The organism is Bradyrhizobium sp. BR2003 (assembly GCF_009720285.1).
GTDB classification, from domain to species: domain Bacteria; phylum Pseudomonadota; class Alphaproteobacteria; order Rhizobiales; family Xanthobacteraceae; genus Bradyrhizobium; species Bradyrhizobium elkanii.
This window is the reverse complement of record NZ_SMYJ01000035.1, coordinates 261,543-282,185: the sequence shown is the minus strand read 5'-3', so window position 1 is coordinate 282,185 and position 20,643 is coordinate 261,543. Positions and strand designations below refer to the sequence as shown.

At 64.4% G+C, this 20,643-nt stretch carries 23 protein-coding genes; 9 read left to right on the top strand and 14 right to left on the bottom strand.

The features are described from left to right. Positions 1–315: 315 nt before the first annotated feature. Positions 316–528 (bottom strand): hypothetical protein, encoded by a 213-nt coding sequence (locus E2I15_RS30325; protein WP_137478322.1) that lies wholly within the window; start codon positions 526–528, stop codon positions 316–318. Further along, a complete protein-coding gene (locus E2I15_RS30320; protein ID WP_137478323.1) occupies positions 525–1,271 on the bottom strand; it encodes a DUF3800 domain-containing protein in 747 nt (248 codons plus the stop codon). The genes E2I15_RS30325 and E2I15_RS30320 overlap by 4 nt, the downstream gene beginning before the upstream one ends. Positions 1,272–1,361: 90 nt before the next feature. Here E2I15_RS30320 and E2I15_RS38895 point away from each other — a divergent pair, with 90 nt between their 5' ends. Further along, positions 1,362–1,502 carry a hypothetical protein gene (locus tag E2I15_RS38895; protein ID WP_170991467.1) on the top strand — a complete coding sequence of 47 codons (141 nt, stop codon included), beginning with the start codon at positions 1,362–1,364 and terminating at the stop codon, positions 1,500–1,502. Between the two features lie 42 nt (positions 1,503–1,544). On the opposite strand, the gene E2I15_RS30315 is transcribed toward E2I15_RS38895, so the two are convergent. From E2I15_RS30315 to rsmI, 5 genes are all read right to left on the bottom strand, one after another. Then, positions 1,545–1,820 carry a hypothetical protein gene (locus E2I15_RS30315; RefSeq protein WP_137478324.1) on the bottom strand — a complete coding sequence of 92 codons (276 nt, stop codon included), beginning with the start codon at positions 1,818–1,820 and terminating at the stop codon, positions 1,545–1,547. Positions 1,821–2,031: 211 nt separating this feature from the next. Next, on the bottom strand, positions 2,032–3,003 hold the full coding sequence (locus tag E2I15_RS30310; protein ID WP_137478325.1) for an MBL fold metallo-hydrolase: 972 nt from the start codon (positions 3,001–3,003) through the stop codon (positions 2,032–2,034). 183 nt (positions 3,004–3,186) lie between these two features. Beyond that, positions 3,187–4,134: a glutathione synthase gene (gshB, locus tag E2I15_RS30305; protein ID WP_137478326.1), complete on the bottom strand. Its 948-nt coding sequence runs from the start codon at positions 4,132–4,134 to the stop codon at positions 3,187–3,189. Positions 4,135–4,159: 25 nt separating this feature from the next. Further along, entirely contained in the window at positions 4,160–4,588 is a 429-nt protein-coding gene (locus E2I15_RS30300) for a YraN family protein (RefSeq protein WP_422109829.1), read from the bottom strand. Continuing rightward, the gene (gene rsmI / locus E2I15_RS30295; RefSeq protein WP_137478328.1) at positions 4,533–5,486 is read right to left on the bottom strand and encodes a 16S rRNA (cytidine(1402)-2'-O)-methyltransferase; all 954 of its coding nucleotides are present in this window, start codon (positions 5,484–5,486) and stop codon (positions 4,533–4,535) included. The genes E2I15_RS30300 and rsmI overlap by 56 nt, the downstream gene beginning before the upstream one ends. 321 nt (positions 5,487–5,807) lie before the next feature. On the opposite strand from rsmI, the gene E2I15_RS30285 reads away from it, so the two are divergent. Further along, the gene (locus tag E2I15_RS30285; RefSeq protein WP_137478330.1) at positions 5,808–7,022 is read left to right on the top strand and encodes a penicillin-binding protein activator; all 1,215 of its coding nucleotides are present in this window, start codon (positions 5,808–5,810) and stop codon (positions 7,020–7,022) included. 88 nt (positions 7,023–7,110) lie between these two features. Here the strand turns inward: E2I15_RS30285 and hemW are convergent, their stop codons facing one another. From hemW to rph, 3 genes are read right to left on the bottom strand one after another with little or no spacing between them, the layout of a single operon-like run. After that, positions 7,111–8,268 (bottom strand): radical SAM family heme chaperone HemW, encoded by a 1,158-nt coding sequence (gene hemW / locus E2I15_RS30280; RefSeq protein WP_137478331.1) that lies wholly within the window; start codon positions 8,266–8,268, stop codon positions 7,111–7,113. Next, complete coding sequence (gene rdgB / locus E2I15_RS30275; protein ID WP_137478332.1) at positions 8,255–8,890, bottom strand: RdgB/HAM1 family non-canonical purine NTP pyrophosphatase; 636 nt, start codon at positions 8,888–8,890, stop codon at positions 8,255–8,257. The genes hemW and rdgB overlap by 14 nt, the downstream gene beginning before the upstream one ends. 11 nt (positions 8,891–8,901) lie before the next feature. Further along, complete coding sequence (gene rph / locus E2I15_RS30270) at positions 8,902–9,615, bottom strand: ribonuclease PH (RefSeq protein WP_137478333.1); 714 nt, start codon at positions 9,613–9,615, stop codon at positions 8,902–8,904. A gap of 182 nt (positions 9,616–9,797) precedes the next feature. Between rph and hrcA the strand changes: the two genes are divergently transcribed. After that, positions 9,798–10,886: a heat-inducible transcriptional repressor HrcA gene (hrcA, locus tag E2I15_RS30265; protein ID WP_016841498.1), complete on the top strand. Its 1,089-nt coding sequence runs from the start codon at positions 9,798–9,800 to the stop codon at positions 10,884–10,886. Positions 10,887–11,050: 164 nt separating this feature from the next. Further along, a complete protein-coding gene (grpE, locus tag E2I15_RS30260; RefSeq protein ID WP_137478334.1) occupies positions 11,051–11,656 on the top strand; it encodes a nucleotide exchange factor GrpE in 606 nt (201 codons plus the stop codon). 54 nt (positions 11,657–11,710) lie between these two features. Here the strand turns inward: grpE and E2I15_RS30255 are convergent, their stop codons facing one another. From E2I15_RS30255 to E2I15_RS30240, 4 genes are all read right to left on the bottom strand, one after another. Continuing rightward, positions 11,711–12,130, bottom strand: a complete 420-nt coding sequence (locus tag E2I15_RS30255; protein ID WP_137478335.1) for a VOC family protein — start codon at positions 12,128–12,130, stop codon at positions 11,711–11,713. Positions 12,131–12,198: 68 nt separating this feature from the next. Continuing rightward, a complete protein-coding gene (locus tag E2I15_RS30250; protein WP_137478336.1) occupies positions 12,199–13,053 on the bottom strand; it encodes an AraC family transcriptional regulator in 855 nt (284 codons plus the stop codon). Positions 13,054–13,075: 22 nt separating this feature from the next. Beyond that, positions 13,076–13,786 (bottom strand): bifunctional nicotinamidase/pyrazinamidase, encoded by a 711-nt coding sequence (gene pncA / locus E2I15_RS30245; RefSeq protein WP_137478337.1) that lies wholly within the window; start codon positions 13,784–13,786, stop codon positions 13,076–13,078. Positions 13,787–13,870: 84 nt separating this feature from the next. Next, a complete protein-coding gene (locus E2I15_RS30240) occupies positions 13,871–14,806 on the bottom strand; it encodes a hypothetical protein (protein ID WP_137478338.1) in 936 nt (311 codons plus the stop codon). Between the two features lie 567 nt (positions 14,807–15,373). Here E2I15_RS30240 and dnaK point away from each other — a divergent pair. The 5 genes from dnaK to pyrF all read left to right on the top strand — a co-directional run bounded on the left by dnaK (position 15,374) and on the right by pyrF (position 20,622). Beyond that, positions 15,374–17,275 (top strand): molecular chaperone DnaK, encoded by a 1,902-nt coding sequence (gene dnaK / locus E2I15_RS30235; RefSeq protein ID WP_026192053.1) that lies wholly within the window; start codon positions 15,374–15,376, stop codon positions 17,273–17,275. A 170-nt stretch (positions 17,276–17,445) separates the two neighbouring features. After that, positions 17,446–18,573 (top strand): molecular chaperone DnaJ, encoded by a 1,128-nt coding sequence (dnaJ, locus tag E2I15_RS30230; protein ID WP_018269310.1) that lies wholly within the window; start codon positions 17,446–17,448, stop codon positions 18,571–18,573. Between the two features lie 99 nt (positions 18,574–18,672). Then, positions 18,673–19,275: a class I SAM-dependent methyltransferase gene (locus E2I15_RS30225; protein ID WP_069279064.1), complete on the top strand. Its 603-nt coding sequence runs from the start codon at positions 18,673–18,675 to the stop codon at positions 19,273–19,275. A 51-nt stretch (positions 19,276–19,326) separates the two neighbouring features. Beyond that, positions 19,327–19,905: an NADPH-dependent FMN reductase gene (locus tag E2I15_RS30220; protein ID WP_137478339.1), complete on the top strand. Its 579-nt coding sequence runs from the start codon at positions 19,327–19,329 to the stop codon at positions 19,903–19,905. A gap of 6 nt (positions 19,906–19,911) precedes the next feature. Beyond that, on the top strand, positions 19,912–20,622 hold the full coding sequence (pyrF, locus tag E2I15_RS30215; protein WP_137478340.1) for an orotidine-5'-phosphate decarboxylase: 711 nt from the start codon (positions 19,912–19,914) through the stop codon (positions 20,620–20,622). Positions 20,623–20,643 lie beyond the last annotated feature (21 nt).

Sequence of the window (20,643 nt, the reverse complement as noted above, 5' to 3'; positions counted from 1 at the left end):
GCCGAGAAGGCCATTAAGCAAGCGACTCACTTATCGTGCCGCTGATCGCTCACCGTCCCGGTAAGCTAGAGCGGCGCGGCTCGAATGCGCACCAAGGGCGTGCAGTTGGAGTTCGATTTCCTGCGACGCGAAAAGTGATTCGTCGTCAGTTGGTTAGCTAACCACTTGATTCGACAACAGGAATCTGGTACAGAATCACAAGGCAGGCAACGCCGGAAAAAACCCGAGTCATGCTTTGCATGACAGCCGTATGGATGCCTCACCGTGAGGGTGGGACTACAAACCAGCGGTGTCCTCAGGGTCCGGGGGCCTGCCTCACTTTTTCAAATTTGCAGGCGGCTTGTTTAAAGAACGATTGGACCTGATCAAATACATCATTGGCATAGCAACCGTCAGAGCGACAAAGGGCACACCTAGCATCAGCACAGCGAAAACCGCCGGGTTCATAGTGCCGAACAGCCACATACCGCCTATTACCAATTCAACCACAGCCAAGGCGATTAAACGGCCCCAAATTGGTCTATTCATTTCGTTCCCGCCTTGTAGTGATCGAAAATGCGTCTCTGCTCAGGCGTCGCGCGGCTAAGAAAGTTGTCGGGCATCAGCTTGAGGCCGTACTCGAAGACCTGACCGTCGCGACCTCGCGCCATTCGGGGCTCAAGTGCGATGGCCGGAGAAACGTCCGCGCTTGTGACCGACTGATAGAACGATGAGGCGATTGAATCGCTCAATTGAAGGCCCGCGCGTTCGGAGTTATCGATGGCGGCGATCTGGTGGATTGGATCTACCACGGACCATTTGAGATCGCCTCGCCGCAAAAATAATGCGTTAGCCCGGCTCTGCATTCTTAGCCAACACAGGTACGCTTGTAGATGCCCGTATCGCAGGCCTTTGCGGCGCGCGAACTCAAGGCGGACAATCCGCGGCTCTCCATAGTCGCGGTAGGATCGCTGCTCGCAGAAGTCGGTCACGCGCTCCAGCAAGAGGCGGGTGATCCACCAATAGAACCAGGTTCTGCCGGCGAGTACCGATGCAGCTTCCGCCCTCTTGTTCCGGTAGCCGTGCATATTGGCTTTGTTCGAGATGACCGCGAAGCAGCGCACTGGTAATTTCGCTATGCCGGCGCAAACCATTGCGCGCCGCCAATCGTCTAGGGGCTGAAAATGCAGGGTCCGGCGCTGTTCTAGGCGAATCTGCTTTAGGATATCGCGCACCCAAACAGTCTCGCGCTGAGCCTCGCGCGGACAACCAAGGCAGAGAGAACGAACCATTCGCTCGCGCCGCTAGGATCGATCGGGCGAACGCTGGCGACTCCATCGTCACCGGATTCGTCAATGTACGCCACGTAGGAAACTTTAGGCATGGCTGTCAAAAAGTCTCAAATCGAGAAGTTCAAACAAGCCGCCCGCGACCTCGAAGCGGACGACAGCGAAAAGCGGTTCAGCGAGAGGCTGGGCAAGATCGCCAAGCAGAAGCCCACAAAGAAGTCAGCCAAGCGATGAATGAAATGGTGCGCTGCCTTGTCGTCGTGCCCGGCGAGCCGTTTAGCTATGGCCCAAAGCCTTTAGGCGAGTTGCAACGGCCTCTGCGAACTGATCGAGTTCGGCGTCTATGTGATCCCAAACCCGATGTTCAAAATCGTCCTGTGGCGGATTCGTGTCTCGGACGGAATCAATCAGAAGGCCGATAGATTTGCGCATATTCCCGATGGGGTCGGGTTGTCGCTCGGCCCAGTTAGTGTAGAGGGCGCGCAGCAGTAGGTTCTGGGCTTGAACGCGCCCCTGCAGATGTTCGTAGTCCGCCTCGGTGACCTCAGGCATGCAGAATCTCCGGTTGAGCCGATTCGGTTGTAGCAACCTGTAGGACTCATGATCCGTGACCGGAAATTCTCAAAATTGAATCTGACTCAACCCACTGGAAATTAAGGCTTATCCACGGGAGGGGTGTGCAAAGCTCACAATTCCCGGCTCCAGCGCAAGAGCATTAGGAGAACATCCGGGGGCAAGCGCATCGCCCCCGGCTGCGCCGCCGTCACAGGTTCATCTGCATCGGCTCCGGATAGTAGTGGAAGCCCTCGCCGGCCTTGGCGACGTGGCCGTAGCCCGGCCAGGCGAAGTGATAGGACATCACGGCGGTCTTGTTCGCGGCCAGCATCTCCAGCAGCTTGACCCGCGAGTTCGCCGCCTGCTTCGGATCGGTGTCGTAGGAGAACTCCATCCGCGGACGCTCGAGCAGCAGCACCGCGTGATGCGAGAGGTCGCCGAGGAAGGCGAAGGATTTGCCGCCCGAGCTCACCATGAAGATGGTGTGGCCCACGGTGTGGCCGGGCGCTGCGATTGCCGTCACGCCGGGCAGGAATTCCTGGCCGTCCTTGAAGAACACGATGCGGTCGCGCACCGGCAGCAGGTTCTTGCGGGCGTGCACGATGAAATCCTTCAACGGGCTGCCCATCTTGCCTTCGTCGGTCCAGAACTCGAGATCGCTCTGCGCGATGTAGTACTGCGCGTTCGGGAATAGCGGCTTGTCGTCGGTGCCGACAATGCCGCCGATATGATCGATATGCGCGTGCGACAGCACGACGGCGTCGATGTCTTCCGGCTTGATGCCGGCTTCCTTCATGCTCTTCTGCTGCCGGCCCGTGGTCGGACCGAAGGCCTTCGAGGTGCCCATGCCGGTATCGAACAGGATCAGCTTGTCGCCGGTGTTGACGATCGGCGAGTTCTGCTCGAGCACGACATTGTCGGGCGAGAGGAAGTTGTCGGAGAGCATCTTCTTCACCTCCTCCTTCGGCACACCGGTGAAGGTGCCGGAGGGGTCGCCGAGCGGAAGCGGCCCGTCGGATACGACGGTCACTTCGGCTTCGCCGAGCATGAAGCGGTGCCAGTAGGGTGTCTGCGTGCCGAGCTTCGGCGCGCGTGCCTGTGCGGTGCCCCCGAGCAGGGTACTGGCGCCGAGACCGGCGCCGAGCGCGAGCAAGGATCGTCGTGAGACATTGAGCGTCATAACGTCTTCCTCCACAATTTTTATGATATTTTCGCGTTGTTGCCCGCGCGTTGACCCGCTGCTTGACCTGACGCAGGCAAGAGGATGCTGCCCTCGCCCGCGCAAGCTGGCAAGAAGAATAAGGAGAACGCATGCGCGATCGAACGCCGGCTGGATTTCAGCCGGCTGTGCGGCGCACAAGGGTTATCTGGCGGCGCGCTTCTTCTCGATGGTATCCCAGATCATCGCCGCGACGTCGGGGCCATTGAGCCGCTGGATTGCGCGGATGCCGGTCGGCGAGGTGACGTTGATCTCGGTCAGATTGCCGTCGATCACGTCGAGGCCGACGAACATCAGACCAAGTTCGCGCAACGAGGGCCCAACGGTGGCGCAGATTTCGCGCTCGCGATCCGAGAGCTCGGTCGCCTTGGCCGCGCCGCCGCGCACCATGTTGGAGCGCAGATCGTCCGCTGCCGGCACGCGATTGACGGCGCCGGCGAACTCGCCATCCACCAGGATGATGCGCTTGTCGCCATGCTTCACCTCGGGGAGGAAGCGCTGGATCACCCAGGGCTCCTTGAAGGTGACCGAGAACATGTCGAACAGCGAGCCGAAATTCATGTCCTGCGGCATCACGCGGAAGACGGCGGCGCCGCCATGGCCGTGCAACGGCTTCATGACGACGGCGCCATGCTGGTCGCGGAATGCGTTGATCTCGTCGAGATCGCGCGAGATCAGGGTCGGCGGCATCAGCTGCGGGAAATTCATCACGAACAGCTTTTCCGGCGCGTTGCGTACGCTGGCCGGGTTGTTGACGACCAGCGTCTTCGGATGGATGCGCTCGAGCAAATGGGTCGAGGTGATGTAGGCGAGGTCGAACGGCGGATCCTGGCGCAGCAGCACGACGTCGAAGCCGTTGAGCGGCTCGCGCTTCGCCTCGCCCAGCGTGAAGTGATCGCCGGCCTCGTCGCGCACGGTGAGAGGCTGCACCGGCGCCACCAGCTCCTCGCCGCGCAGCGACAGCTTGTCGGGCGTGTAGTAGGAAATGCCGTGGCCGCGCTTTTGCGCCTCGAGCAGCAACGCGAACGTCGAATCGCCGCGGATATTGATGCGCGCGATGGGATCCATCTGGACGGCGATCTTCAATTTCATAAGCGTGTCCCGCGAGGTCTTGAGGTTAATTAGGGCTGGCGTCGAATGCCGCTAACAGATGGCGCGGCAGGCTCTTCGGCGCAATCAGCACGGCGTCGAATCTGAGATCGAATTCGGCATGTTCGGGATGCGCCATCAGCCAGGCCTGGGCGGCATTGATGATGCGCAGCTGCTGCCGCGGCGTCACCGCATAGGCGGCGTCGTCGAGGCTGGCACGGGCCTTGACCTCGACGAAGGCCAGCAAATTGCGCCGGCGCACCACCAGGTCGATCTCGCCGAAGGGGGTGCGAAAGCGTCGTGCCAGGATGCGATAACCCTTGGCGATCAGAAGCGCTGCGGCGCGGCTCTCGGCCGAGATGCCGGCCCGGAACGCCGCGACGCGCTCCGGCGAGGCGCTGTCACTCTTCGCCATTGCCGTCCCCGATGATCTTCGCAAGCTCGAGGGCGCGGGCATAGACCTCGCGGCGCGGCCGGCCCGACAGTTCGACCGCATGGGCGACCGCGTCCTTGACGCTGCCGCGGGCGAGCTGCGCCCGCAGCAGATCGTCGAGTTTATCCTGATCCATCACCCCGGCATCACCGGCCGGAGGTCCGATGACGAGCACGAACTCGCCGCGTGTTTCCAGCGCGTCCGCGCTTGCCGCCAGCTCGGCGACCGGCGCACGCGTGACCTCCTCGTGCAGCTTGGTCAGCTCGCGGCAGATCGCGGCATCGCGGCCGGCCATGATCGCGGCGAGATCGCGCAGCGTGTCCTGTACGCGGTTGCCCGATTCGAGCATCACGAGCGTCGAATCGACCCTCGCCAGCTCGTTGAGCCGCGCCCGGCGCGCGTGCTCCTTCGCGGGCAAAAATCCCTCGAAGAAAAACCGGTCGGTCGGCAATGCCGCGACCGACAGGGCCGTCAGCACCGACGATGGCCCCGGCACCGCGATGACGGCATGTCCGGCGGCGCAGACGTCGCGCACCAGCTTGAAGCCGGGATCGGAGATCAGCGGCGTGCCGGCGTCGGAAACCAGCGCGATCGCGGCGCCCTGCGCCAGGCGCTCCAGGATTTTGGGGCGGGCCTGGGCCGCGTTGTGCTCGTGATAGAGCGCGAGCTCGGCGGTGATCGCATAACGCTCGGTCAGCCGGCGCGTGATCCTTGTGTCCTCGCAGGCGATGACGTCGACACCGGCCAGCGTTTCCAGCGCGCGCAGGGTGATGTCGGCGAGATTTCCGATCGGGGTCGCGACCAGATGCAGTCCAGGCTTGGCCTTTGGCGCGGCCAGCTGCTGGCCGCCGATCGAAAAGGTTTTGGTGGCAGCGCCCGTCGTGGCATCCGAATGGTGGAGGGAACTGGCTTTTGCGCGCATAATGCCAATCTAGAGCGTTTTCGAGCGAAGTGGGTACCGGTTCGCGTGAAGAAAACGCGTCAAACCGAGAATCTAGAGCCCCGTTCCGATTCAATCGGAACGGGATAAGCTCTAGAGGGATGGCGGCGCTAGCGCCACATCCGCAAAGGGCGGTGACGGAACGCTGCCTGAGGGGGGTATGGAGGCCGCGGCAAGGGCGCCGCGGGGCCATAATCCTTTTGTTTTAGTTAACTATTCGCCGACAATATGCCTGAATCCACCCGCCTCATCAGAGCTGGATGGAGTCCTGGCCGATCACGGTCGGCCAAGAGAAGAGAGACGATGGAAGGCCCGCATCACCGCAAGTCCCCGCCGTCGGGCGCCACCCGGCGGACCGCGCTCGGCCTCATCGTGGGCGCGCCGCTGCTGACGGCCTGTTCCGGCGTGCAGCAGAGCTTGAGCCAGTTTTCCAGCCCGTTCGGCGGTAACCAGGAAGGCGGTCCCGCCGGCCCGCAGCAGCAGCCGCAGGCGGTCGGCACCGGGCAGGTCAAGATCGGGCTGATCCTGCCGCTGTCGGCGTCCGGCAATGCCGGGCTTGCCGCCCAGTCGATGCGGAACGCAGCCGAAATGGCGCTGGCGGAATTTCAGAACCCGAACATCCAGCTCCTGATCAAGGACGATGGCGGCAGCCCGCAGGGCGCATCGCAGGGTGCCCAGCAGGCCCTGTCCGAAGGCGCCGAAATCATTCTGGGGCCGCTGTTCGCAGGCTCGGTGCCGGCCGTCGCGCAACTGACGCGGCCGCGCGGAACCTCGGTGATCGCGTTCTCCACCGATTCGAGCGTGGCCGGGCGCGGCGTCTATCTGCTGAGCTTCCTGCCGGAGTCCGACATCAATCGCATCGTCGACTATTCCGCCGGGATCGGAAAGCGCTCGTTCGCCGCGATGGTGCCGGACAATGCCTATGGCAACGTGGTCGAGGCCGCGTTCAAGCAGGCGGTCGGCCGCAAGAACGGCCGCGTGGTCGCATTCGAGAAATATGGCGCCGATCGTGCGACGCCGGCGCGAACCGTGGCGCAGGCGCTCGGCCAGGCCGATGCGCTGCTGATCGCCGACGACGGCGATTCGGTGGTCGCGACCGCCGATGCCTTGACCGCAGCCGGCGCCAATCTGCGCAACATCCAGCTGCTCGGCACCGGGCTGTGGGACAATCCGCGGGTGTTCGCGAGCCCCGTCTTGCAGGGCGGCCTCTACGCCGCGCCCGATCCGTCCGGCTTCCGCAGCTTCGCCGGCCGCTACCGCAGCAAATATGGCGGCGAGCCGGTGCGCACCGCGACGCTTGCCTATGATGCCGTGGCGCTGATGGCGGCGCTCGCGCGCACGCAAGGCGCGCAGCGCTTTGCGCCGGAGACGCTGACCAATCCGTCCGGCTTTGCCGGCATCGACGGTTTGTTCCGCTTCCGCTCCGACGGCACCAATGAGCGCGGCCTTGCGGTCATGAAGGTGGCCTCAGGCGGCAGCACGCCGGTCGCAGGCTCGCCGAAGAGTTTTGGCGCTTGATTTTCGTCAGGCGCTGGCCTGAAATCGCTTTAAAACACCCGCCAGCTACTTTGCATGGGGTTGTTTTCGATATTTTGGCGGCGTGCATCTAGGCGGCGAGATCCGCAACGACGGCGTCAAGCACCGGGAATCCCGACTTGGTCACCCGCAGCCGTCCGTCGGCGTCGACGGCGATCGCGCCTTCCTCGCGCAGCATCGCGATCCGGTTCGGATCGAGCTGGCGGCCGGAGAGCTTCGCATAGCGCTTGGGATCGATGCCCTCGGCGAGCCGCAGCCCCATCAGCAGAAATTCGTCGGCGCGCTCTTCGCTGTTGAGGCTGTCATCGCTGACGACGCCGTGACCGCGCTCCTCGACGTTTAGTAGCCAGGCCTCGGGGCGCCGCTCGGTTGCGGTCGCGTGCCTGACGCCATCGATGTCGAGCCTGCCATGTGCGCCGGGGCCGATGCCGGCATATTCCTCACCGCGCCAGTAGACGAGGTTGTGCTTGCACTCCGCGCCGGCGCGGGCGTGATTGGAGATCTCATAGGCCGGCAATCCCTCGCGGGCGCAGACCTCCTGCGTCACGTCGTAGAGCGCGCGCGCGGTCGCTTCATCCGGCGTCTGCAATTTGCCGGCGGCATGCAGCCCGAAGAACGGCGTGCCTTCCTCGATCGTGAGCTGGTAGAGCGACAGATGCTCGGCCGCTTCCGAGATCGCCTGCTTCAGTTCATCGGCCCACATCCGCGGTGTCTGGTCGGGGCGGGCATAGATCAGATCGAACGAATAACGGTCGAATGCAGAGCGCGCGATCGCGACAGCGTCGAGCGCCTCGCGCGCGGTGTGCAGGCGGCCCAGTGCCTTCAGCGAGGCGTCATCGAGCGCCTGCACGCCGAGCGAGACGCGATTGACGCCGGCTGCGCGATAGCCGCGAAAGCGCGTCGCCTCGACGCTGGTCGGATTGGCCTCGAGCGTGACCTCGACATCGCGCGAGACCTGCCAGTGCTTGCCGATCGCATCGAGCACGGCGCCGACGGTCTGCGGCTGCATCAGCGACGGGGTGCCGCCGCCGAGGAAGATCGAAGAGACCTCGCGCCCCGGCACGCGCGCGGCCGTCGTCTCGATCTCGCGGGCGAACGCGCGCACGAAACGCTCCTCGTCGACGGGCGCATGCCGCACGTGGCTGTTGAAATCACAATACGGGCATTTCGACAGGCAGAACGGCCAGTGCACGTAGACGCCGAAGGCTTCTCGGTCAGCGTGGCTCAAGGCAGATCTCCGCGAGCTTCACGAAGGCGCGGGCGCGGTGCGACAGGCCGAGCCCGAGCGGTGGCAGGCCGTGCTTCTCGATGCTCGTCATCTCACCGAAGGTCCGCGTGTAGCCGTCGGGCAGGAAGGCCGGATCGTAGCCAAAGCCGGCAGTGCCACGCGGCGGCCAGACCAGTGTTCCATCGACGCGGGCCTCGACCTCTTCGAGATGATCGTCGGGCCAGGCCACGCACAACGCCGACACGAAGTGTGCCTTGCGCCGGTCCGGTGCGGTGGCGCCGCGTTCCTGCAGCAGCCGCTCGATCCGCGTCATCGCCGCCATGAAATCCTTGCCCTCGCCGGCCCAGCGCGCCGAGTAGATCCCGGGCGCGCCGTCGAGCGCGTCGACCACGATGCCGGAATCGTCGGCGAAGGCGGGCAGTCCGGTCGCCTTCGCTGCCGCGATCGCCTTGATCGCCGCGTTGGCGCGAAAACTGTCGCCGGTCTCCTCGGGCTCGGTGAGGTCAAGCTCGCCGGCCGACACCACCTCCACGCCGTGCGGCGCCAGCAGTTCCCGCATCTCGGCAAGCTTGCCGGGATTATGGGTGGCGATGACGAGCCTTCCGGTGATTCGGCGATGCATGACCAATCTGACTACGCCACCGCGATCTTTTGCAAGTCGACCAGACGCGCGACACCTTTGCGCGCCAGCGCCATCAGCGCCAGGAATTCACCTTCCGAGAACGGCGTCTTCTCGGCGGTGCCCTGCACCTCGATGATCCGGCCGTCGCCGGTCATGACGAAATTGGCGTCGGTGTCGGCTTCGGAATCCTCGGCATAGTCGAGATCGAGCACCGGCGTGCCCTGGTAGATGCCGCAGGAGATCGCCGCCACATTGTCGCGCAACACATTGGTCTTCAGCATGTTGCGGGTCTTCATCCAGTTGATGCAGTCGGCCAGCGCCACCCAGGCACCGGTGATCGAGGCGGTGCGGGTGCCGCCGTCGGCCTGGATGACGTCGCAATCGACCGTGATCTGGCGCTCGCCGAGCGCCTCGAGATCGATGGCCGCGCGCAGCGAGCGGCCGATCAGCCGCTGGATCTCGACCGTCCGGCCGCCCTGCTTGCCGGCCGAGGCCTCGCGACGGGTGCGTTCCAAGGTGGCACGCGGCAGCATACCGTATTCGGCGGTGACCCAGCCGCGGCCCTGGCCCTTCAGCCACGGCGGCAACCGCTCTTCCAGCGTGGCGGTCACCAGCACATGGGTGTCGCCGAACTTCACCATGCAGGAACCCTCGGCATATTTGACGACGCCGCGTTCCAGCGACACGGGACGCAGTTCATCGGGTGCACGGCGGCTTGGCCGCATGAAATCCTCCAGAAATCCGAGAAAATTGGCTGGCCGTGCTTGTAGGAGGGGGAAGGGGCAGCGGCAAGGGTTTTGGCGAGGGTTTTCGGCCCCGGTATGGTCCGGTACCACGGGGCCGAATGCATGCTTGTCATCGGCCTCCCGGATCGACAAATTATGCAGTAATTGTGAGGGACTGGAGTGTGACTCACCACGATCCGATCGGCCTGATCGCGCCGCATGCCGGGCTCGCCCAGCTCAACGAGCGTTCGCGCGACATTTTTCGTCAAATCGTCGAAAGCTATCTCGCGACCGGCGAGCCGGTCGGCTCGCGCAACATTTCGCGCCTGATCGCATTACCGCTGTCGCCCGCTTCGGTCCGCAACGTGATGTCGGATCTCGAGCAGCTCGGCCTGATCTATGCGCCGCATACCTCCGCCGGCCGGTTACCGACCGAACTCGGGCTGCGCTTCTTCGTCGATGCGCTGATGCAGGTCGGCGACCTCACCGAGGCCGAGCGCCAATCGATCCAGACCCAGCTTGCGGCCGTCGGCCGCGCGCAATCCGTCGAGGCCGCGCTTGGCGAAGCCTTGACGCGGCTGTCGGGGCTGACCCGTGCCGCGGCGGTGGTGCTGACGCAAAAGTCGAATGCGCGGCTGAAGCACATCGAGTTCGTGCGGCTGGAGCCGGAGAAGGCGCTGGTCGTGCTGGTCGGCGAAGACGGCCAGGTCGAAAACCGCGTGCTGGCGCTGCCGCCGGGTGTTCCATCCTCGGCCCTGACCGAGGCGACCAACTTCCTCAATGCGCGGATCCGCGGCCGGACGCTGGCTGAAGCGCGGCTCGAGCTCGAGACGGCATTGACGCAAAACCGCGCCGAGCTCGATCAGCTCACGCAAAAGGTGGTCGCGGCGGGTATCGCGAGCTGGTCCGGCGGCGAGAACGAGGACCGCCAGCTGATCGTGCGCGGTCACGCCAATCTGCTCGAGGACCTGCATGCGCTCGACGATCTCGAGCGCATCAAATCGCTGTTCGACGATCTCGAAACCAAGCGCGGCGTGATCGATCTGCTCGGCCGCGCCGAACGCGGCGAGGGCGTGCGGATCTTCATCGGCTCGGAGAACAAGCTGTTCTCGTTGTCGGGTTCCTCGACCATCATCGCGCCCTACGGCGACGCCCAGGGCCGGATCGTGGGCGTCCTCGGCGTGATCGGACCGACGCGGCTGAACTATGCGCGGGTGATCCCGACCGTCGATTATGCCGCGCGCATCGTCAGCAAGATGCTGGGCGGCTGACCGGAGGCGATTTCGCTTTCATTTGACGGGCTTTCTTCACCCAAGCCGGAGATCCCAGTTCCCGAAACCGGTATGTTGCGCTTGATTTTCGCCGCCCAAAGCACGATATCCCGGCAAGCAATCCCCAAGATTTGAACCGACGCGAGTTTTCGAGAAGGCAAGCCATGACCGATCCGAACCGGGCCAATGACAACACCGAGAATTCGGCGCCGACGGGTGAGCCCGTGGTCTCGAAGCCCTACATCATGCCTGACGAGCCCGAGGCCGGATCGGCAGAGGCGCTGACCAAGGAACTCGCCGAGGCGAAGGACCGGACGCTGCGCACGCTGGCCGAGATGGAGAATCTCCGCCAGCGCACTCGCCGCGAGGTCGCCGACGCCAAGACCTACGGCATCACCGGCTTTGCCCGCGACGTGCTCGATATCGCCGACAACCTGCAGCGCGCGCTCGATGCGGTGCCGGCCGAGACCAAGGAAGCCGCCGATCCCGGCCTGAAGGCGCTGATCGAAGGCGTCGAGCTGACCGAACGTTCGCTGCTCAACGCGCTGGAAAAGAACGGCGTCAAGAAGTTCGACCCGATCGGCGAGAAGTTCGATCCGAACTTCCAGCAGGCGATGTTCGAGGTGCCTGATCCTTCGGTGCCGTCGGGCACCGTGGTGCAGGTCGTGCAGGCCGGTTACATGATCGGCGAGCGCATCCTGCGTCCGGCACTGGTCGGCGTCTCCAAGGGCGGCGCCAAGGCCGCCCCGACCGCCGACATCACCGCCTGATCCGTCCGATCCCGGCTGCCTGTTTGTGAGCTCGCGGATTGCGCGGGCTCACGGTCACGGCTTTTCGTGTGCCTTCGGCCAATAGGTGCCGAAGCTCCAGAGATTTCCTTCCGGATCGCGGCAGGCGAAGTCGCGGCTGCCATAGTCGGTGTCGCGCAGTTCCATCTCGATCTTTGCGCCGGCAGCCTTGACCTTCGCGTGCAGCGCGTCGGGATCGTCGACGGCGATATAGATCGAGTCCGTGCGGCGGTTGTCGAGGTCGCCGACCAGGCTGCCATATGCGTCGTCACGGCCCTGGCCCAGCATCAGCATCGAGGAACCATAGGCGAGCTCGGCGTGATGGATCACGCCGCCATCGCGGTAGACGACGTGTTCGGTGAACCCAAGCACCGTCGTAAGCCAATTGGTCATCGCCTCGGCGTCCTTGCAGCGCAGGGTCGGGTAGATGCGGGGCGGTTCGATGTCGTGCGTCATGGTCGCTCACCTCCTTGGTTGACGGCGCCATCCTGCACGAGGCAACGCGGCGTCGGCTTGAAGGTTTGTTACCAGTCCGCCAGCCCATCGCCGGCGTGAACCAGCCGGCGATCGGTCAGCGCTTGGCGGCGCGCCCAGGCGGTTGGCGGTTCGCCCGCGAATTCGACGAACTCGCGGGCGAGATGGGCCTGGTCGGCATAGCCGCTTTCCGCCGCGATCCCCGCCCAGCCAAGCGCGGCTTGGCTTTGTGCCAGCCGGCTCGCCCGGTGAAACCGCATCATGCGCGCCAGCGATTTGGGGGCGAGGCCGAGCTCGGACCGAAACCGGCTGGCCAGATGCTTGCGGCTCCAGCCGATCTCGTCGGCCAATGCCGTGATGCTGACAGCGCCGGCCGAACGCGCCAGCTTTCGATAGGCGAACGCGACTTCGGGAGATGGCATGCGGCCGGCGCGACGCTGCACGAACGCCTCGATCAGGTCGAAGCGGCGCTGCCAGCACGTCACGGCGCCGAGCTGCTCGCGCAGACGATGGCCATCATGGCCGAGCACATCGTCGATATCGACCATGCGCCCGACCAGGTCGGTCACGGCGCCGCCGAAGAAGCCGTAGGCGCCGAGCGGGGTGAAATCCACCTGCACGCAGGCAGCGTGGCCGTCGGACTCGATGTAAACCGGCCCGGCATGCAGGCCGGCGGCGAAGCTGAGCTGACGATCGGCCGCGCCGGGCTCGCGCGACAGCGCGATCAGGAACGGCGAGCCGAAACTGATGATCAGCGGGACGATCAGCGGCGCGGTCTGCCGTTGTGCGAACCGGCCCGTCGCGGTTTCGCGATAACCGGTGATCCGGACGATCAGGCCCGCCAGGGGCGGCGATGGCAGGCGCTGCGCGAGATCGAATGCCAGGGGTGACGCAGACGCGGCCATGCGGATCTCGCGAGGCTGCGTCTTACGCGATATCCGAGGACTGGATGCGCTTGACGCCGGCCTTGGCCATGTCGTCCCAGGCCTTGGCGAGCGATCCCTGGGTGTCGATGCCGCGACAGGCATCTTCCACCACATAGGTCTCGAAGCCGGCCTTGCGCGCATCGAGCGCGGTCCATGCCACGCAGAAGTCGGTGGCGAGCCCGGCCACGAAAACCCGCTCGACGTTGCGCGCCTTCAGATAGGCGGCGAGCCCCGTGGTGGTCTTGCCGTCGGCCTCGGTGAAGGCGGAGTAGCTGTCGACGTCCTTGTGAAAACCCTTGCGGATGATCAGCTCGGCCTGCGGGATCGCGAGATCCTTCGACAGCGAAGCGCCGTCGGTGCCCTGGACGCAGTGGTCGGGCCACAGCACCTGCTTGCCATAGGCGAGGTCGACGGTCTCGAACGGCTTCTTGCCTGAATGGGTCGAGGCAAAGGAGATATGTCCGGGCGTGTGCCAGTCCTGCGTCATCACCACATTGGCAAAGCTCTTGGCGATCCGGTTGATCACCGGCACCACCTGCTCGCCGTCCTTCACCGCGAGGCTGCCGCCGGGCAGGAAGCAGTTCTGGACGTCGATCACGAGCAGCGCGGAGCCGTCGTCGGGCTTGATCGCAGCCGCCCAGAGATGTTTTGGAACCAGCGCGGCAAGCGCCAGCGTACCGAGCCCTGCAACGACCTGTCGTCGATCCAACATCGCGCCCCTCCTCGCTCTGATAGCCGTGCGAGGAGGCTAGTTCCGTTCGTGGAGCTGCGAAAGTCCGATTTTTCGGCGAGCCCGTCAGCCGCGCGGCTGGATGCCGTCGCGCACCGCGCGGAAGCGCGGGAAGGCCTTCTCCCAATCGGTGCGCGGGGAGCTGCCGATGATGCGCATCGATGTTTGCGCGCCGAACCGCAGCCACTGCACGATGGTCACCGGGGTGTTGTCCTTGCCGCTGACGGCGTCGATGCGCGTCTCGAAGCCGGGCTGGCCGTCGATCCGGATCGGTTCGGACATGGTGATCCGCCCGTCGCGCACGCCGGGGATGGTGGTGGCGATTTGCTGGGCGAAGCGGCCGCGATCATCCGGTGTGGCCGGGGCCGAGCCAATGATGCCAAGCAGCATGAAGGGTTTGGTCTCAAGGCCCCTGTCGTCGCCGTCGGCAATCAGCAGCGCCGCGCCCGGCGCCAGCATGCGGACATTCTTGAAGCTGCTGAGCTCGGTGACCTTGAACGGCATCATGCCGAGCTGTTCGTCGACCGGCACCTCGTTGCGGATCTGGGCGGTGGCGAACATCTGCCGCACGGCGTCGTCGGTGTAGATCTTGCTCGCGTTCTCCGGCACCTGCACCGCGACATAGCCGGAGAAGGTCGGTCCCGGCAGGATCATCGAATAGCGCCGCACATTGGTGGTGCCGTCACGCGCGCTCTCCACGGTGTAATAGGCAAGGCCGGCCGGCGTCTCGAGGCTCTCCGGCTTGATGTTTCCGCTACCGGCCGGGTTGGCCTTGAAGGCGCTTACGACCTCGTTGTAGGCGTCCGCGGGCAGATCGGCGATCAAGACCTTCACGCCCTGGTCCTCGGTCTCGAAGCCGATGAACGACTTGGCGCGGTTGAGGCCCACCAGCGGCTTCATCCCGACATGCGCGCCCGGCGGAAACACCACGTCGGCGGCAAAGCCACGACAGGTGACAGCAAGCAGCAAGACAACCGCAACGAGAAGTCGAAAAGGCGTCATGGGGGATCTACCGGTTTTGCTTGGTGGCCGCGCAACGGGGCCGGTGCAGGGCTGGATGGCCTCTTTCAGTCGGACCGCTTTTAGCGGTTTTAATGACCCTGCAACAGGCCGCCAAAGCTCCGCTCCGGGCCTGCAGGCCCGATTCCATGGGCTTTTCGCCCCGATTGGCTGGCACTTTCCAGTTTTCCGACGTTTCCGATGATCGGCTGCCAGCGGCCAAACAGCGCGCCCTCAGCCTGTGCGCCGCCCTCGCATACGACGTTTGTGAGTGTTCACTCAACAGCACGGACGTCGTGTAGCGGATGTTCGCGGTCGACGGCGCGCGGCATCATTGCCGATTTGTTAACTTGGATCGGGCTTGAACCGGCGCTGCAGCCGGGCTGACACAATCTTTCAAACGTCAGTCTTTTCAGGCCTCAACGTTGCGTCCAGTCCTTGCGGGCAGGACCCTCTCTCCTATATCAGGCTCACCGTCGCAATATCGCGAGTATGTGAACGTCTGGGGGTTCGGTACGGAGCGCCGTTAGGGCCCAACCAACCTGCCGTAGCAAAGAGGATATCAAAACCATGGGTAAGGTCATTGGGATCGACCTCGGCACCACGAATTCGTGCGTCGCCGTAATGGATGGCAAGAACGCCAAGGTGATCGAGAATGCCGAGGGTATGCGGACGACGCCGTCGATCGTTGCCTTCACTGACGATGGCGAGCGCCTCGTTGGCCAGCCGGCGAAGCGCCAGGCGGTGACCAATCCCGAGCGTACGTTCTTTGCGGTGAAGCGCCTCATTGGCCGCCGCTACGACGACCCGATGGTCGAAAAGGACAAGAAGCTCGTTCCCTACAAGATCGTCAAGGCATCGAACGGCGACGCCTGGGTCGAAGCCGATGGCAAGACTTATTCGCCCTCGCAGGTCTCGGCCTTCATCCTGCAGAAGATGAAGGAGACCGCTGAGGCGCATCTTGGCCAGAAGGTCGAGCAGGCTGTCATCACGGTTCCCGCCTATTTCAACGACGCGCAGCGTCAGGCCACCAAGGACGCCGGCAAGATCGCCGGCCTCGAAGTGCTGCGCATCATCAACGAGCCGACGGCTGCCGCGCTCGCCTACGGTCTCGACAAGTCGAAGTCGGGCACGATCGCCGTGTACGACCTCGGCGGCGGCACCTTCGACGTCTCGATCCTCGAGATCGGCGACGGCGTGTTCGAGGTGAAGTCGACCAATGGCGACACCTTCCTCGGCGGCGAGGATTTCGACATGCGCCTGGTCGGCTATCTCGCCGATGAATTCCAGAAGGAACAGGGCATCAACCTGCGCAACGACAAGCTTGCCTTGCAGCGCCTGAAGGAGGCTGCGGAAAAGGCCAAGATCGAGCTGTCGTCGACCACGCAGACCGAAATCAACCTGCCGTTCATCACGGCTGACCAGACCGGTCCGAAGCATCTGACGATGAAGCTGACCCGCGCCAAGTTCGAGGCGCTGGTGGCCGACCTCGTCGAGAAGACCATCGAGCCGTGCCGCAAGGCGCTGAAGGATGCCGGCCTGACCGCCGGCGAGATCGGCGAAGTGGTGCTGGTCGGCGGCATGACCCGCATGCCGAAGATCCAGGAAGTCGTGAAGCAGTTCTTCGGCAAGGAGCCGCACAAGGGCGTCAATCCCGACGAGGTCGTCGCGATCGGCGCTGCGATCCAGGCCGGCGTGCTGCAGGGCGATGTCAAGGACGTGCTGCTGCTCGACGTGACCCCGCTGTCGCTGGGCATCGAGACGCTGGGCGGCGTGTTCACCCGCATCATCGACCGCAACACCACGATCCCGACCAAGAAGAGCCAGGTGTTCTCGACCGCCGAAGACAATCAGGGCGCCGTCACCATCCGCGTCTTCCAGGGTGAGCGTGAAATGGCGGCCGACAACAAGATGCTTGGCCAGTTCGACCTGATGGGCATTCCGCCGGCTCCGCGCGGCATGCCGCAGATCGAGGTGACCTTCGACATCGACGCCAACGGCATCGTCAACGTCTCGGCCAAGGACAAGGCGACCGGCAAGGAACAGCAGATCCGGATCCAGGCATCCGGCGGTCTGTCCGAGGCCGACATCGACAAGATGGTCAAGGACGCCGAGGTCAACGCGGCCGAGGACAAGAAGCGCCGCGAGGCTGTCGACGCCAAGAACCATGCCGACGGTCTGGTTCACTCGACCGAGAAGGCTCTGGCCGAACACGGTTCGAAGATCGCCGACACCGAGCGCCGCGCGATCGAAGACGCCGTCAGCGACCTCAAGGAAGCGCTGAAGGGCGACGACGCCGAGGCGATCAAGGCCAAGACCAACACGCTGGCGCAGGCTTCGATGAAGCTCGGCGAAGCCATGTACAAGCAGCAGGCCGAGGCCGATGCGGCCAAGGACGCTGCTAAGGATGACGTTGTCGACGCGGAATTCACCGAGGTCGACGACGACAAGAACAGCAAGAAGTCTGCTTAAGCGGATTTGCGATCATGACCCTCACACCAATGAGCACGCGCCGCGTCTCGGAGGAGTGGGGGTCATTTTTCTTTAAGGCGATCGCTGCATCTTCCAGACAGGCGCAATCCTTGACGCGATCCTCAGCGCAATCTTTGGCGATCGCGATGAACTTCGGACGGAATTGAAGGATGTCCACCAAGCGCTGCTATTACGAGACCCTCGAGGTTGAGCGGAACGCGGACGAGACCAAGCTCAAATCGGCTTTCCGCAAGCTCGCAATGAAGTGGCATCCGGACAAGAATCCGGGCGACGCCAACAGCGAAATCCGGTTCAAGGAAATCAACGAAGCCTATGAGGTGCTGAAGGACGGCGACAAGCGCGCCGCCTATGACCGCTTCGGCCATGCCGCGTTCGAGCAGGGCATGGGCGGTGGCGGCCCCGGCTTCGGCGCCGGCTTCGCCTCATCCTTCTCCGACATCTTCGAGGACCTGTTCGGCATGGCCGGGCAGCGCCGCGGCGGCGGCCGCGAGCGCGGCGCCGACCTGCGCTACAACATGGAGATCACGCTCGAGGAGGCCTTCCAGGGCAAGACCGCGCAGATCGAGATCCCGGTCTCGGTCACCTGCGAATCCTGCTCGGGCACCGGCGCCAAGGCCGGCACCAAGCCCAAGACCTGCTCGCATTGCGGCGGCGCCGGCCGTGTCCGGCAGGCCCAGGGCTTCTTCACGCTCGAGCGGACCTGTCCCGGCTGTCAGGGCCGCGGCCAGATGATCGAGGATGCCTGCACCTCCTGCGCCGGTTCCGGCCGGGTGACGCGCGAGCGCACGCTGTCGGTCAACATTCCCCCGGGCGTCGAGGACGGCACCCGGATTCGTCTCGCCGGCGAAGGCGAGGCCGGTGTCCGCGGCGGACCGCCGGGTGACCTCTACATCTTCCTGTCGCTGACCACGCACCAGTTCTTCCAGCGCGACGGCGCCGACCTGCACTGCCGCGTGCCGATCTCGATGGTGACCGCAGCGCTCGGCGGCGAATTCGAGGTGCCGACCATCGACAAGGGCAAGACCAAGGTGAAGGTGCCGGCCGGCACCCAGTCCAGCCGCCGATTCCGCATCGCATCAAAGGGCATGCCGGTGCTCCGTTCGCGCCAGACCGGCGACATGTATGTCCAGGTCGTGGTCGAAACGCCGCAGAATCTGACCAAGAAGCAGCAAGAACTGCTGATGGAGTTCGAAAAACTGTCGTCCGGCGCAACCCAGCCGGAGGCCGCGGGTTTCTTCTCTAAGGTCAAGGACTTCTTTGGCAATCGCTCCGTCTAGCCGCAGTCGTTATGCTTGACCGTAACGACTTCGACCTATACGTCTTTATGACTGTTTTCTGACAACCGCTCGATTGTGCGGTCCCCGCCTGGTAGCGACATGCCTTTGCAATCGTCCGTGCGTGCGTCGAAGAAGCCCCTCCGTCTCGACGACGAGGTTCGATTTCTCCGTTCATGGATTGAGAAGCCGCTGCATATGGGCGCGGTGATGCCGTCCGGACGGCTGCTCGCCCGCACCATGGCGCAATATGTCGATCGCGACGCCGAGGGGCCGGTCATCGAACTTGGACCCGGCACCGGGGCGATCACCAACGCGCTGATCGAGCACGGCGTCGATCAAAAGCGTCTCGTCCTGGTCGAATACAATCCCGGCTTCTGCGCCTTGCTGCGCGAACGCTATCCGCAGGCCAGGGTCGTCCAGGGGGACGCCTACACGCTGCGCGATACTGTGTGGGAGGTGCTGAAATCGCCCGCCTCGGCCGTGGTCTCCGGCCTGCCGCTCGTCACCAAGCCGATGCTGACCCGCCTGAGGCTGGTCCGTGACGCCTTCCTGGCGCTCGCACCCGGCGCGCCGTTCATTCAGTTCACCTATTCGGTGGTGCCTCCGATTCCGAAGTCGCTGCCGGGCGTGTCCACAGAGGCCTCCGAGCGGATCTGGATGAACCTTCCGCCCGCGCGGGTCTGGGTGTATCGCAAGGGCTAACCACCCAGCGCCCGTCGCGCCGGGCGTGCGACGAATACCTGCGATTTCAAAATGTCCGCGCTGAAAATCCTCGTGATCCCCGGATCGCTTCGGTCAGGCTCGCTCAATGCGAAGCTGGCCGCCGTCCTGGCGTACGAACTGGCGCAATCCGGCGCCGGCGTCACCCGCATCTCGCTCGGCGATTTTCCGCTGCCGATCTATGACGGCGACCTGCAGGCGAAATCCGGCGTGCCGCAGCATGCCGTGAATCTGAAGCGGATGATCGGCGCCCATCATGGCGTGCTGATCGTGACGCCGGAATACAATTCCTCGGTGCCGGCGCTGGTGAAGAACACGATCGACTGGGTAAGCCGCGTGCAGGATCCGCATGAGGTGCGAGGCCAGGTGTTCCACGGCCGCGCGTTCGCGATTTCAGCCGCATCCGGCAACCGACTCGGCGGCACGCGCGCGCTGGCTGCGCTGCGCCTGATCCTGACGGCGTGCCACGCCACCGTGATCCCGAACCAGCTCGCGCTGTCATTCGCCGAGCAGGCCTACGACGATATGGATCATCTGAAGCACCAGGCCGACATCGACGCGATGCACGCGGTGGTGCGGCAGCTGATCGACCATTCCCAACGCATGATGTGAGGTGACATGCAGCCAGCCAGGATCGCTCCAAGAGACCGGTTGATCGTGGCGCTCGATCTGCCGTCCGTCGCCAGCGCCGAGGCGATGATCGACCGGCTCGGCGATGCCGTCACCTTCTACAAGATCGGCTATCAGCTCGGTTATGCCGGCGGCCTCATCCTGGCGAAACAGCTTGCAGGCAGCGGCAAGAAGGTATTCCTCGATCTGAAGCTGCACGACATCGGCAACACCGTCGCGCGCGGGGTCGAAAGCGTCGCCGGGCTCGGCGCGACCTTTCTCACCGTGCATGCCTACCCGCAGACCATGAAGGCAGCGGTCGAGGCCCGCGCCGGCTCCGGCCTGAAAATCCTCGCGGTGACGGTGCTGACCTCCTACGACGACACTGATCTGCATGCGGCGGGCTATCGCCTCAACGTCTCCGATCTCGTCGAAGCGCGCGCCAAACAGGCGCAGGCGCTTGGTGTCGACGGCCTCGTCAGCTCGCCTGAGGAGGCCGCCGCCTTGCGCAAGATCGTCGGCGATCAGATGAACCTGGTGACGCCGGGCATTCGCCCGGCAGGCTCGGCGACCGGCGACCAGAAGCGTATCATGACGCCGGCCCGTGCCATTGCCGCCGGCGCCGACTATCTTGTGGTCGGACGTCCGGTGCTGGAAGCCGCCGATCCGAAGGCCGCAGCCGAAGCCATTCACACCGAGATCGCCCAGGCGCTTGCCTGAACAACAAGAGGGAGAACAGAG

Bases quoted from the DNA above. Each gene is read 5' to 3' on its own strand.
- E2I15_RS30325 (WP_137478322.1), bottom strand. From the start codon at position 528: ATGAATAGACCAATTTGGGGCCGTTTAATCGCCTTGGCTGTGGTTGAA.
- E2I15_RS30320 (WP_137478323.1), bottom strand. From the start codon at position 1,271: ATGGTTCGTTCTCTCTGCCTTGGTTGTCCGCGCGAGGCTCAGCGCGAG.
- E2I15_RS38895 (WP_170991467.1), top strand. From the start codon at position 1,362: ATGGCTGTCAAAAAGTCTCAAATCGAGAAGTTCAAACAAGCCGCCCGC.
- E2I15_RS30315 (WP_137478324.1), bottom strand. From the start codon at position 1,820: ATGCCTGAGGTCACCGAGGCGGACTACGAACATCTGCAGGGGCGCGTT.
- E2I15_RS30310 (WP_137478325.1), bottom strand. From the start codon at position 3,003: ATGACGCTCAATGTCTCACGACGATCCTTGCTCGCGCTCGGCGCCGGT.
- gshB (WP_137478326.1), bottom strand. From the start codon at position 4,134: ATGAAATTGAAGATCGCCGTCCAGATGGATCCCATCGCGCGCATCAAT.
- E2I15_RS30300 (WP_422109829.1), bottom strand. From the start codon at position 4,588: ATGCCCGCGCCCTCGAGCTTGCGAAGATCATCGGGGACGGCAATGGCG.
- rsmI (WP_137478328.1), bottom strand. From the start codon at position 5,486: ATGCGCGCAAAAGCCAGTTCCCTCCACCATTCGGATGCCACGACGGGC.
- E2I15_RS30285 (WP_137478330.1), top strand. From the start codon at position 5,808: ATGGAAGGCCCGCATCACCGCAAGTCCCCGCCGTCGGGCGCCACCCGG.
- rdgB (WP_137478332.1), bottom strand. From the start codon at position 8,890: ATGCATCGCCGAATCACCGGAAGGCTCGTCATCGCCACCCATAATCCC.
- rph (WP_137478333.1), bottom strand. From the start codon at position 9,615: ATGCGGCCAAGCCGCCGTGCACCCGATGAACTGCGTCCCGTGTCGCTG.
- grpE (WP_137478334.1), top strand. From the start codon at position 11,051: ATGACCGATCCGAACCGGGCCAATGACAACACCGAGAATTCGGCGCCG.
- E2I15_RS30255 (WP_137478335.1), bottom strand. From the start codon at position 12,130: ATGACGCACGACATCGAACCGCCCCGCATCTACCCGACCCTGCGCTGC.
- E2I15_RS30250 (WP_137478336.1), bottom strand. From the start codon at position 13,053: ATGGCCGCGTCTGCGTCACCCCTGGCATTCGATCTCGCGCAGCGCCTG.
- pncA (WP_137478337.1), bottom strand. From the start codon at position 13,786: ATGTTGGATCGACGACAGGTCGTTGCAGGGCTCGGTACGCTGGCGCTT.
- E2I15_RS30240 (WP_137478338.1), bottom strand. From the start codon at position 14,806: ATGACGCCTTTTCGACTTCTCGTTGCGGTTGTCTTGCTGCTTGCTGTC.
- dnaK (WP_026192053.1), top strand. From the start codon at position 15,374: ATGGGTAAGGTCATTGGGATCGACCTCGGCACCACGAATTCGTGCGTC.
- dnaJ (WP_018269310.1), top strand. From the start codon at position 17,446: ATGTCCACCAAGCGCTGCTATTACGAGACCCTCGAGGTTGAGCGGAAC.
- E2I15_RS30225 (WP_069279064.1), top strand. From the start codon at position 18,673: ATGCCTTTGCAATCGTCCGTGCGTGCGTCGAAGAAGCCCCTCCGTCTC.
- E2I15_RS30220 (WP_137478339.1), top strand. From the start codon at position 19,327: ATGTCCGCGCTGAAAATCCTCGTGATCCCCGGATCGCTTCGGTCAGGC.
- pyrF (WP_137478340.1), top strand. From the start codon at position 19,912: ATGCAGCCAGCCAGGATCGCTCCAAGAGACCGGTTGATCGTGGCGCTC.